This is a genomic window from Clostridia bacterium (assembly GCA_017410375.1).
Classification (GTDB): Bacteria; Bacillota; Clostridia; order RGIG6154; family RGIG6154; genus RGIG6154.
Genome location: JAFQQW010000053.1, coordinates 64,085 through 76,152 on the forward strand (window position 1 = coordinate 64,085; position 12,068 = coordinate 76,152).

Annotated in this window: 7 protein-coding genes; 3 read left to right on the forward strand and 4 right to left on the reverse strand. The window is 42.8% G+C overall.

What is annotated here, in order from left to right; all coding sequences use genetic code 11:
• Positions 1-1,974, reverse strand: a complete 1,974-nt coding sequence (locus IJE10_08165) for a DNA topoisomerase (GenBank protein MBQ2968074.1) — start codon at positions 1,972-1,974, stop codon at positions 1-3.
• Between the two features lie 90 nt (positions 1,975-2,064).
• Positions 2,065-3,699 (reverse strand): SulP family inorganic anion transporter, encoded by a 1,635-nt coding sequence (locus IJE10_08170; GenBank protein MBQ2968075.1) that lies wholly within the window; start codon positions 3,697-3,699, stop codon positions 2,065-2,067.
• Between the two features lie 217 nt (positions 3,700-3,916).
• On the opposite strand from IJE10_08170, the gene IJE10_08175 reads away from it, so the two are divergent.
• The 3 genes from IJE10_08175 to IJE10_08185 are packed head-to-tail and all read left to right on the forward strand — an operon-like array spanning position 3,917 to position 7,673.
• A complete protein-coding gene (locus IJE10_08175; GenBank protein ID MBQ2968076.1) occupies positions 3,917-4,981 on the forward strand; it encodes an ABC transporter ATP-binding protein in 1,065 nt (354 codons plus the stop codon).
• 5 nt (positions 4,982-4,986) lie between these two features.
• Positions 4,987-5,820: an ABC transporter permease gene (locus tag IJE10_08180; protein ID MBQ2968077.1), complete on the forward strand. Its 834-nt coding sequence runs from the start codon at positions 4,987-4,989 to the stop codon at positions 5,818-5,820.
• Positions 5,817-7,673 (forward strand): extracellular solute-binding protein, encoded by a 1,857-nt coding sequence (locus IJE10_08185; GenBank protein ID MBQ2968078.1) that lies wholly within the window; start codon positions 5,817-5,819, stop codon positions 7,671-7,673. The genes IJE10_08180 and IJE10_08185 overlap by 4 nt, the downstream gene beginning before the upstream one ends.
• A gap of 37 nt (positions 7,674-7,710) precedes the next feature.
• On the opposite strand, the gene IJE10_08190 is transcribed toward IJE10_08185, so the two are convergent.
• Positions 7,711-9,657 carry a hypothetical protein gene (locus tag IJE10_08190; GenBank protein ID MBQ2968079.1) on the reverse strand — a complete coding sequence of 649 codons (1,947 nt, stop codon included), beginning with the start codon at positions 9,655-9,657 and terminating at the stop codon, positions 7,711-7,713.
• A 12-nt stretch (positions 9,658-9,669) separates the two neighbouring features.
• The gene (locus tag IJE10_08195) at positions 9,670-11,967 is read right to left on the reverse strand and encodes a hypothetical protein (GenBank protein ID MBQ2968080.1); all 2,298 of its coding nucleotides are present in this window, start codon (positions 11,965-11,967) and stop codon (positions 9,670-9,672) included.
• Positions 11,968-12,068 lie beyond the last annotated feature (101 nt).

The window sequence follows — 12,068 nt, forward strand, 5'->3', positions numbered from 1 at the left end:
TTACGAAATGTCTGCCATTTCCAGATATTCTACGCCATGCAATGCAATATGGTCTTTTCTGCCCTGCAGATTGTCACCCAGTAACAAATCAAACATTTCTCTGGTTCTCTGTTCATCCTCGGGCATAACTTTAATCAAACGTCTGGTTTCGGGGTTCATGGTGGTTTGCCACATCATCTCGGGTTGGTTTTCACCAAGACCTTTTGAACGCTGAATGGTGTAGTTTTTACCTTCTAATTTTGCTAAGATTTCCTGCTTTTCACTTTCATCGTAAGCAAAATAGGTTTCATCCTTATGTGTAATTTCAAACAGTGGAGATTCCGCAATAAAAATCTTACCTTCACGGATAAGTGTAGGTACTAAGGTATAGAGCATGGTCAGAATCAGTGTTCGAATCTGGAAGCCGTCCACGTCGGCATCGGTACAGATTATAACTTTATTCCAACGCAGGTTATTTAAATCAAACAGATTCATATCCTTGGTATGCTTGGATTTAATCTCTACACCACAGCCTAAGACTTTCAAAAGGTCTGTAATGATTTCACTTGCAAAAACCTTATTGTAATCAGCTTTTAAACAGTTTAAAATCTTACCGCGCACCGGAATGATTGCCTGAAATTCTGCGTCTCTGCCCTGCTTACAGGAACCCATCGCAGAGTCACCTTCCACAATGTACACTTCACGACGTGAAACATCCTTTGTTCTGCAATCAATAAATTTTTGTACACGGTCGGTTACACCGCTGTTGCCGGTAAGTTTCTTTTTCATGTTGACTCTTGTTTTTTCCGCATTCTCACGGGAACGTTTATTTACAAGAATCTGGTCGGCAATTTTGTCCGCCTCCACCTTATTTTCAATAAAATAAACCTGAAGCTCAGAACGCAAAAATTCCGTCATTGCTTCCTGGATAAATTTATTGTTGATTGCCTTTTTGGTCTGGTTTTCGTAACTGGTCACCTGAGAAAGGGAGTTGGAGACCAGCACAAGGCTGTCCTCAATATCCTGAAACGTGATTTTCGCTTCGTTCCCCTTATATTTGCTCGACTGCTTTATATAGCGGTCAATCTCAGCGACAAACGCAGAGCGCACCGCTTTATCGGGCGCACCGCCGTATTCCAAAAAGCTTGAATTGTGGTAATATTCAATGGCGTTGACCATGTTATTAAAGCAAAATGCCACCGAAAGTTTTACTTCGTACTCGGGCTTGTCCGCACGGTCTCTCCCCTTGCGCTTTGCTTCCGCATAATGGATATCGGTAAATCCGCTTTCGCCCGAAAGTTCTTTTGCATAATCTACAATACCGTTCGGATAGCAATATTCAAAATTCTGGTTGGTTAAATGGTCATGGAATTTGAATTTAAGACCTTTGTTTACCGCAGCCTGCTTTTTAATAACCTCCTGAAAATGTTCGGAGGGAATCTGAATATCGGTAAACACCTCTAAATCGGGCTTCCAGGTGATTTCGGTTCCGGTATGCTTGTAATCGGATTCTACCTTTTTCAAACCTCCGATGTTTTCACCCTTTTCAAAGTGCAGGGAATACTCAAAGCCGTCACGGCGAACCGTTACGTCCATAAACTCGGAAGAATACTGGGTAGCGCAGGCACCAAGACCGTTTAAGCCCAGCGAAAACTCATAGTTACCGCCTTCGATATTATCATACTTACCACCGGCATACATTTCACAGTATACCAGTTCCCAGTTGTATCTGCCTTCTTTTTCGTTAAAATCCACAGGCACACCGCGCCCCTGATCCGCAACGCGGATAGAATGGTCCGGAAAGCGCTCAACCGTAATGAGTTTGCCGTAACCTTCTCTGGCTTCGTCAATAGAGTTGGCAAGAATTTCAAACATAGAATGCTGACAACCTTCCAACCCGTCCGAACCAAAGATAACGGCAGGTCTTTTTCTGACTCTGTCCGCACCCTTTAAGGAGGTTATACTTTCATTACCGTATTCCGGCTTTTTCGCCATCTTCTTCAATCCTTTCAAATTTCAAAATATACATCTATATTATACTAAATATTGTGGATTTTGTCAAATATTTTTCTTCAAAAGCACAATTTATGCGTTTTGAACCGATGCGGACAGCACTTTATCCACACTCCACTGGAACACATCTTCACCCAATTTTTCGGTAACCCCTGCGCGAATCAGCATAGATTTTACCCCTTCATTCATCCCACAGAACACAATTTTGCGGTTTTGTTCCAGGCAGGCTTCGCAAAGCTCCATGATATATTCCGTACCGGTAATATCAATGGCAGGTACGCCTCGCATAGAACAAATCAGTTCGTCGCACGAGTCGTCTAAAGATTGTACCGCCTCGGAAAGCTTAGTTACATTCGCAAAGAAAATCGGGCCTGTGATGTACATAACCATGGTATTCTTATGGGCTTTTTCTACATTTTCGTCGCCCTTGAACTTCTTGTTTTCAACTTTAGAAAAGTCTACCTTCAGACCTGCGGCATTGAAAATAAACAAAATTGCCGAATAAGCGATACCGATTAAAATTGCAATAGTCAGATCAAACACGACGGTTGCAAGCATGGTAATTAAGAATTTGGAAATTGCCCGCTTAAAGCCTTTCCCGAAGAAATAACGGATGCTTTCCCATTCGTTCATACGCCATGCAGTTACCATCAGCACGCCTGCCAGTGCAGAAAGAGGCAGTTTTGCCATAACAGGTCCCAAAAGAAACATAGAAAGCAATAAACCTACTGCAGAGAATACCCCGCAAAGTCTGGTCTGGCAGCCGGATTTAATAGCAACACTGGTTCTGGCAATTGCCGCGGTTGCAGGCACACCACCGAAGAACGGAATGAGCATGTTTCCCACGCCCTGTGCCAACAGCTCCTGGTCTGCAAAGAATTTTTCGTTTTTCATACGGGAAGCAGATGCACCGCAAAGTAAGCTTTCAATCATACCAAGCGCCGCGATACTGATTGCAGGTGATATATATTCTGCAAATTTTGCCCACTCGATATTCGCAAAGCTTAAACGTTCACTCAAAAACAACGTTTTGGGAATTTCCCCTACGGTTGCAACATCCATACCAAACAAAATGCTGACGATAGTTGCCACAATAATGCCAACCAAAGATCCCGGAATTTTCGCGTTCCATTTTTTCGGCCAGATAATCATAAGCACTACAACCAAAAGACCAAGAAGTGTTGTTTCGATATCAGGTGTAAAACCAAGCTTCCCATAGGATAAAAGCTTTTCAATAGCACTCTCGCCTACGGAGGTTGTACCGAAGAAATTGTCAATCTGTCCCAAAGCAATAATAATAGCAATACCCGATGTAAAGCCTGTGATTACGGGACGCGGAATCATTTCAACAAGCTTGCCGATTTTAAATATTGCACACAAAACCAGCAAAATACCTGCCAGGAAGCAAACGACAAACACACCGTTTAGTCCAAAGCTTCCCAAAATACCTACTAAAATTGCAGACATTGCACCGGTCGGACCGCTGATCTGGAAGGATGCGCCCGAAAGTATACCGATAATCAATCCACCGATGATTGCGGTTACTAAGCCTGCTGCAGCAGATGCGCCACAGGACACACCAAACGCCAGTGCCAAAGGAAGCGCAACCGCTGTTACGGTCAGACCTGCCATCACATCCTTGCCCAGCTTCTGTGCATTGTAGCCCGAAAATTCATTTCGAAGCATCTGAAAATACGATCGAATCATGTAAAAAAACCTCACATTTGTTTCAAAATTTTGTACGATAAAATCCATCGGACAACTTTATAAGTTTAACAAAATTTGAAAAATTTGTCAAGAGTAATACTTTTTATATTAATTTAAATAAAATATATGACATTTTTCGCAAATTCTCTTGACATTTCCGTTTAAAAAGATTATAGTTAGATATTAGCAGATACTTTATTTGAAAGGGGATTGATAAATGAACAAGCAGGAAATCATACGCCTCGAGAACATTACAAAGGCGTTTGACACCGATACGAAAGTTCTAGACGAACTGAATTTAACAATCAGAAAAAATGAGTTTTTAACTCTGCTTGGTCCCTCCGGTTGCGGTAAAACCACCACTCTGCGAATTATCGGCGGTTTTGAAACACCGGACAGCGGTAAAGTCTTTTTTGAAGGTGCAGATATCACCGATCTCCCGCCTTATAAGCGCAGACTGAACACCGTTTTCCAGAAATACGCACTGTTTCCCCACATGAATGTGTACGAAAACATTGCGTTTGGTCTTCGGGTTAAGAAAACGGAGGAATCTGTGATTAAAAAGTCTGTTGCTGAGGTTTTGGAGATGGTTAACCTCTCCGGATACGAAAAACGTGCGGTTTCCGCTCTTAGCGGCGGTCAGCAGCAGCGAATCGCCATTGCCCGCGCCATTGTAAACAAGCCGGAGGTTTTGCTTCTGGACGAGCCTTTGGGCGCACTGGACTTAAAGCTTCGCAAGGACATGCAGATTGAGCTTAAAAATATACAAAGAGATTTAGGCATTACCTTTGTATATGTTACCCATGACCAGGAAGAAGCACTGACCATGTCGGATACGGTTGTGGTTATGAACGGCGGTCTGATTCAGCAAATCGGCACACCCGTTGACATATACAATGAGCCCAAAAATGCTTTCGTAGCTGATTTTATCGGCGAAAGCATTATTGTGGACGGTATTATGCTTAAAGACGAGCTGGTTCATTTTTGCGGAAGAGATTTTGTCTGTGTAGACAAAGGGTTTGAGCAAAACGAACCCATTGAAGTAGTTATCCGTCCCGAGGACGTGGATCTGGTAAGCCCCGACAAGGGACAGCTTACCGGTACCGTTTCTTCGGTTATCTTTAAGGGCGTTCACTATGAAATGATGGTAGAAACCCCCACCCTTACTTGGACAGTTCATTCTACAGACCTTGTAGAAAAGGGTTCTACAGTCGGCATTTCGTTAGAGCCGGATGCCATCCATATTATGAAAAAGAGTGATGCACCGGAAAAGGAGGCATGATTAAAATGAAACGTCACGCCTCTGCTTATGCATACCCTTATATTTTCTGGATGATTGTGTTTATCATCGTGCCGTTGCTTTTGGTTGCATGGTACGGCTTGTTTGACACAGAAGACGGAAAAATCCGTTTTACTCTTGAGTACATACAGCGTTTTTTCACAACGCCTGTGTACTGGCAGGTTTTCCTGCGTTCCATTTTACTTGCACTGATCAGTACCGTGATATGCCTTTTAATCGGGTATCCGCTGGCATATATCTTATCTGGTCCGAATGTGCAGTACAAAAGTATTTTACTGATGCTGATTATGCTTCCTATGTGGATGAGCTTTCTGCTCAGAACCTATGCATGGCTGACCATTTTAGAAAAGAACGGTATTTTAAACCAGATACTCCATTTTTTCCACCTGCCCGAGCAGAACATTCTATATACCCCTGCCGCGGTGATCTTAGGTATGGTTTACAACTACCTGCCCTTTATGATTATTCCGATTTATAACGTTTTGGAAAAAATGGATCACCGCCTGATAGAAGCGGCATCCGATTTAGGTGCAAGCAAAGGCAGAGTTTTTCGGAAAATTGTTTTTCCTTTAAGTCTGCCCGGTGTTGCCTCCGGCATCACCATGACCTTTATGCCATCGGTTACTACCTTTATCATCTCTTCCCTTTTAGGCGGTGGTAAAATCAACGTAATCGGCAACGTCATTGAACAGCAATTCAGCAAATCCAATGACTGGAACTTCGGTTCTGCTCTGTCTCTGATTTTAATCATCATTGTGCTTTTATCCATGCGATTTATGAACACAAAGGATGATGACGGCATTGGAGGTGGCATAATTTGAAGAAATTTTCAAAAAGGCTTTATACTTTTCTCGTATACTTCTTTTTGTATGCCCCCATCCTGGTTTTGATTGTCCAATCCTTTAACGGTTCGAAATATCGGACCGAATGGGGCGGATTTTCATTTAAATGGTATGTGGAAATGTTTCAGGACCGGGCAATTCTGCCGTCTTTACAAAACACACTGATTATTGCGCTTCTTTCTGCCGCTATTGCAACCGTAATCGGTACTTTTGCGGCAATCGGTATTCACAGAATGAAGCCGGTTCCGAAGGCAATTGCTATGAATGTAAACTATCTGCCGATTTTAAATCCGGATATTGTAACCGGTATTTCGCTAATGCTTTTGTTTACATTCTTAAGCATTCCGCTGGGATTCACTTCCCTGCTTCTGGCACATATCACCTTTAACATTCCGTATGTGATTATGAATGTACTGCCAAAGCTGCGACAGATGAATCCGCATTTAAATGAAGCGGCACTGGATTTGGGCTCCACGCCCTGGTATGCATTCAAAAAAGTCATTCTGCCCGAAATTCAACCGGGTATTGTAAGCGGTTTTTTGTTCGCATTAACCCTTTCCATTGATGACTTTATCATCAGCTTTTTCACCACCGGAAACGGTGTATCTACCTTGTCCATCACAATCTACTCCATGACAAGGCGTGGCGTAACACCCGAGCTGACTGCACTTTCGGCTTTAATGTTTGTGGTGGTTATGATTCTGCTGCTTTTAGTAAACTACGGCGGCAAAAAAGAGGATAAGATTGTAAAAGAGACAAAGCCACACCGGGAAAAATGGAAAACAGCTGTTGCCGTAACCTTGATTATCGGCATTTTCGCAGGTATTTTTGCTATCGACTATATCGAAGACCATACCGGCACCACCTTAAAAGTATTTAACTGCGGCGACTACATTGACGAAGAGGTTTTGGATATTTTTGAAGAAGAAACCGGCATACGCGTCATCTATGAAACCTATGACACCAACGAAAATATGTACAACAAGGTTAAGGCGTCCGGCTTAAACAGCTATGACATTTGTTTCCCCTCGGATTACATGACCGCACGTATGATTGATGAGGACATGCTTGCCGAAATCAACTTCGACAACATTCCCAACTACAAATACATCAGCGAAAAGTACACGGGTCAGCCCTTTGACCCCGAGGACAAGTATTCTGTTCCTTATATGTGGGGTACCGTAGGTCTTGCGGTAAACACCAACCTGATTAAAGAAGACATCACCAGCTGGGATGTTTTGTGGAATTCCAAATATAAAGGTCAGATTCTTGCCTTAGACAGTGAACGCGACGGCGTAAGCTTAACCCTTAAAGCCCTTGGTTATTCCTTAAACAGCGAAGATCCGAAAGAGCTTGAAGAGGCAAAAGAAGCTTTGCTTAAACAAAAAAGCAATGTACAGGCATACATCGGTGATCAGGTAAAAGAAAAAATGATTAACGAAGCGGCATCCATTGCGGTTTTATACTCCGGTGACGGTATTGCGCTGACGCAGGAGAATCCCAAATTCAAATACATCATTCCTGAAGAAGGTACAAATTTCTGGATTGATTCCATGGTTATTTTAAAGGATGCAGAAAACAAAGAAGCTGCCGAACAGTTTATCAATTTTATGTGCAGACCCGATATTGCTCTTAAAAATGTGGAATACATCTGCTACTCTACCCCTAATACAGAAGCATACAAAAAGCTTCCTGAAAGTCTTAAGAACGACAAGGCATGCTACCCGGATGAAGAAATTTTATCCAAGTGTGAGGTATATACAAACCTTGCCAAAAAGAGCCATGTCATTCAGGCTTACTCACAAATCTGGACAGAGGTTCTGTCTGAATAAAAAAGAACTGCAAGCGCATAGCTTGCAGTTCTTTTTTTTATTTAATAATAATGTCTGCTTCAGAAACAAAGGTTTTATCCTTATGAACGGTTGACGGGTTGAATTTTATATCCTGCATTGTGATTTTCTCTGCTCCTGAACCACCTGTATAAATGGTGCTTCCGTTTTGCACAATTACATTTTCAAGTGTAAGATTCCGTACCGCATGTTCTGCGTCGCAACCGCCTACCGTAATGGGTGGTTTGTTTCCGTTCCAGGGTGAATAAAGATTTTTAATTGTTACATTCTCAACAGACCCGTACGGACTTGGTAAGCCATTCGGCAAACCTCTCCCCTCATTTAAACGGCTGGTACTGTCCTGCACACTTTCCGCTAAAATAACACCATTAAAGGTTCCTATGCTTTCTTCCACATAGAAGTTTTCGATCAGCACATCCGAAACCTTAGCCCAGTCATGCATGGTGATTGCAACCGCATACCCGGTCTTTGTTACAACATAAGTATCCTTGATGGTAATATCATACATACTTTCCTGCTCCGAGGACGACCCGAAACGCACAGCATTGCCTTCTAAGTTATACATCATGTTGTTCTCCGCGTACACATCAAAGGTCGGTCTGCCAAAAGGATGCTCTTTGGTTGCAATTTTTTCATAATCTACACCATGCCAGCCAAAACAATCATCTGCCGCCATGATGAAGTTATCGGTAATCTTAAAGCCGTTCACTCCGTCTAAATCAATACCGTCATTATTTAAAAGAATCGCCATGATATTCATATTGCGAATTTCAAAATCCGAGCAATTTAAATACAAGGTTTGCCACTCTCTTGCATTACGGCAACCGATGCCATCAATCACAACATTATTGCAATTTTCGAAATAAATGCCTTTCTTAAATCCTGAATTGGTTGCGTTTCTGGACTCTAAAACACCTCTGCCATACACCTTGATGCCATTTGGATTTTCGCTTACATCATACGTTTCGATTTTTGCATCCAGAACAGCCCCCGGTGCCAGATACACGCGCATACCGGGCTTGAACTGAAGTGCCCCTACATTTTTATGAAAGCCTTCTTCAAAGTATACAATCTGATTATCTGAAAACGAAGGATTCACAGGACAATTTAAAACGCCATCGGCGTAATATGTAACGGATGGTGCGTATTTATACGGCACATCTGTTTCAAGGGGAGTGATTAAAAGAATTAAATCTTCATACCCCGTCCCGTCCTTTGTTGCCCAGTCTCTTACGAATAAGGTTTGAGGCGTGTTTAAATATATATATCCGACACCTTTAGATACAATACGCGGAATTTTCTTCTGTTGCGGTGAAACCATCCATTTGTCGCTGATAACCGTACCGTTAATTCCCTTTAACTCAAGTATAATCTCGCTGTTTAAATCCATGCTGACCTTCGCTACATTGAAATAGAACGAATCTTTATCGCGCGAACCGCCCTCATGCATGCCTTGCATTTCTTCCCGCCGCACGGGCACATTTTTACCGTTTACCGTAAGTGTCACCGTTTTGGAAAGCGGTTCTATGATTTTACCCGGATCGGGCACAACCACATTTTCTTCGTATTGGAATACCGGTGCTTGGAAAACAACAGTACCTGCACGGTCCACGATTGTTGTTTCCAAAACACATTGCTTGTTCTCCACAGCAATATCCGTTGCAAGATAGAACACGCCCGTCTGCCCGGTTGGGAGCCATGCGCTTTCAGCTGTTTTTACAGTCTGACCGTTTAACACCGCTTTGGTAATAAGCTTTATATCTCCATTCTGAGGTTGCAGTACTTTTACGTCAGCATGTATCTTTATAGAGCCTTCTTTTAACGTATAGATTTGCGTAGGAATTTCGGTTGCATTGTCATAATATGAAACAGTTGCCTGCACATAGCTTGTCTGCGCATTTACCGAAAGGCAAAACAAGCTGAGTAACAGCACCAAACCCAATAGTAACAAAACTGTTTTCTTCATTTTGTTTCCCTCCTATTCCAGTTCTGACAAAATTGTGCACTCAAATTGTATCTTGGAGTTTGCGTCCATATAAGATTGCGCTGTACCTAAAAGCGGATAAAAGGCAGTTGCTCTGAAATTGCCTGCAGGGCAACGCATACAAATCCCTGCCTGTTCTTTTGCGCGAACACCCTTAAGAACGCTCCAGGATGCGTTTTTTGCGCTGTATGCGCCATAATTCCCCAACGCTATAACACCGGGGTCATTCGGAACCTCTGTACTTGCATGCAAAACATTGGTTGCAGGCAACGGATTTCCGGAAAACACACCGACAGAGTAATACCCATTCTGTTTAAAGATTGCCTGAATTTCTGCTTCAATCTGACTTCCCACCGGACGGAGCACTACTGTTACATCTGCCTTTGCATCGGAGCAGTAAAGGGTTGCCGTGTTTTCGCTGACTGATACCGATTGCGGAATTAAATACTGCATTTTTGCCGCATTATAAATATTGGCACCGTAGTATTGCTTTGCATCTCCGCTGTCATCTGCAAATGCAGTATTGAAAATCTGCTGATTTAAAAGCGGTTTTTCTAAGCTTGCACGTTCCGCCGAAAGAAGCAAAAATCCGAAATCTTCACTTTGCTCTTTGGTTACAATCCATGCACCGTCTTTTTGATTTAAAATGCGGTTTTGTACAATCGGTCCGCCGGAGGTATTTACCACAAAGAATTCCATACGGATATTTTCATTTCCAATCGAGGTTTGTGAAACAATTTCACCGTTCTCTTTCGCATATTCGGGGAAATCTACAGAGCTTTCCGCAAGTTGTTTTTCCACAACAACCGCATTTTTTGTCAGAACTCCAATATTAGATGCAGGCTCTGCGCTTAAATTTTTAGTTATAAGCACACCATCGCATCTGGCAAAGAAATCGGAGGTATCTAAAAGTTCCAGTAAATTAGACCCTATTTTTAAAGATACAACACCGCCGTCTGCCCAGGCATACCCATCTTTACCATGCGTACCGAAGGTGGGCGCAAGTTGTTCTTGATTAACAGCTACATTAAAAAATCTCGTTCCGGGCTGATTGTTCGGAAGGTCTCTGGAGCGAACCCACACCTTATATTCGCCTGCCTCAGACACATTGAAATATGCTTTGGCAGGGGTCGCACTTCCGGGCGCCCCGTTTGTACCGCCTGTCAGAATACCTGTTTCAAGGCTACCGCCGCTTGCACTGCCAACTGTCCACGACCCTAAATTCGAAAAGCTTGAGGGCAGGAACAAATAGCCGTCTGTTTTGGTAATTTCAGGAATATCCGCAGAGATGATAACCGTTTGGGTTGCATCATCCCAGCCAACCGTTGCCCCCAATGCCTCTGCCACAAAACGAATCGGTACCATGACACGGTCGTTTCGCAACACTGCAGGTTGATCCAAATAAACGCTGTTTCCTGAAACATTTGCAAGCTGATTACCTACCAGAAGTGAAATGTTGATGCTTCCTCTTGTACCGGTAGCCGTCTGCATCGGGTCGTTCCATTGCACTTCGCACCCTAATGCTTCAAACAATGCTCTGAAAGGCACAAGCGTTCTGCCGTTTTCCACAAAGGGTTTGGAATCATCCTGAAAAATCAGATATTTCTGATTCAACTGAATGGCAATCGTATCAGAAGGTCTGTCGCTCTGAACGGGAATATTTGCAGGAATATATGTATACACCTTCTCTTTTTCAGGTTCCGGCTCATCTGCCGTCGGTTGGTCAAACGAAACAATCTCCGCTAAAGGCTGAATACCATTTATTTTAAATGCAGATTCCATTGCCTCTTTGGTTTCAGGTCCGCTGAATTTTTCGTTTGTTGTAAGCACAACCGCCATCACACGCCCGTAATTTCTGGAGCTGTCAACAATTTCCACCGTGCAGGGACCTTTTTTAAGTTCAAAGCTGCCCCCTGCTTCCCATGCCCATCCGTCAACATGGTGTGTTCCGAACGTGTGTTTGGATGTAACGCCGTTTACGCAAAGCGAAAACTTTCTGGAGCCTGCAGATTTTTCGTAGTCGCGGGTGTACGCAAAAAGATAATATGTGCCGGCAGACGGCAGTTCAAACGAAACTTTAGCTGACTCCGCTACTGCAGGTTTAGGCGATTTCAAAAAAGGAAGAAATCCGCCACCCGATGTATCCTTTTCGCCGTCCGTCAAGGTCCAGCTTCCGAGATTTTTTTCAAAATCTGATGCTTTGATATACTGCACAGAATCTGTCGCATGTACAACCGGCATCATACTTAAAAGTATACATAATACAGCAACTATGCCTATTATTTTTTTCATATTTTCCCCTCCACAACTTTAATTCTGCTTTAATTATAATTTTTTATTGACTTTTTGTCAATCATACGATATTCTAAATATAGAATAATATGAAACCGAAA

Excerpts from the sequence above, each read along its gene's own strand:
- IJE10_08165 (MBQ2968074.1), bottom strand. The coding sequence starts at position 1,974 with ATGGCGAAAAAGCCGGAATACGGTAATGAAAGTATAACCTCCTTAAAG.
- IJE10_08170 (MBQ2968075.1), bottom strand. The coding sequence starts at position 3,699 with ATGATTCGATCGTATTTTCAGATGCTTCGAAATGAATTTTCGGGCTAC.
- IJE10_08175 (MBQ2968076.1), top strand. The coding sequence starts at position 3,917 with ATGAACAAGCAGGAAATCATACGCCTCGAGAACATTACAAAGGCGTTT.
- IJE10_08180 (MBQ2968077.1), top strand. The coding sequence starts at position 4,987 with ATGAAACGTCACGCCTCTGCTTATGCATACCCTTATATTTTCTGGATG.
- IJE10_08190 (MBQ2968079.1), bottom strand. The coding sequence starts at position 9,657 with ATGAAGAAAACAGTTTTGTTACTATTGGGTTTGGTGCTGTTACTCAGC.
- IJE10_08195 (MBQ2968080.1), bottom strand. The coding sequence starts at position 11,967 with ATGAAAAAAATAATAGGCATAGTTGCTGTATTATGTATACTTTTAAGT.